The organism is Vallitalea sediminicola (assembly GCF_054408565.1).
Genome location: NZ_BTPT01000372.1, coordinates 1 through 211, shown reverse-complemented (window position 1 = coordinate 211; position 211 = coordinate 1). Strand labels below are relative to the sequence as shown.

Here is a 211-nt window from a genome sequence, read left to right as displayed (position 1 = left end):
TTTTGAGATTATTAACATTGAAAAAAAGAAATTACGCAAAAAAATCTTAAGTGAAGTAATGATAAATAAGGATAATCCAATTAAAGCCTTGAAAAATTTTTATTATGTTATAGTTAAAGAATTATATGAAAATTCCCTGATGAATACCATCTTACTTAAAAAAGAGTATGATTTTATCACAGAAAATATGTCATCAAATGAATTGATTAAT

General features: G+C 21.3%; 1 protein-coding gene. It reads left to right on the top strand.

From position 1 onward, the window contains the following. Positions 1-211: hypothetical protein (locus tag ACX6CF_RS27095; protein ID WP_458788478.1), on the top strand; the 211-nt coding region annotated here is incomplete at both ends.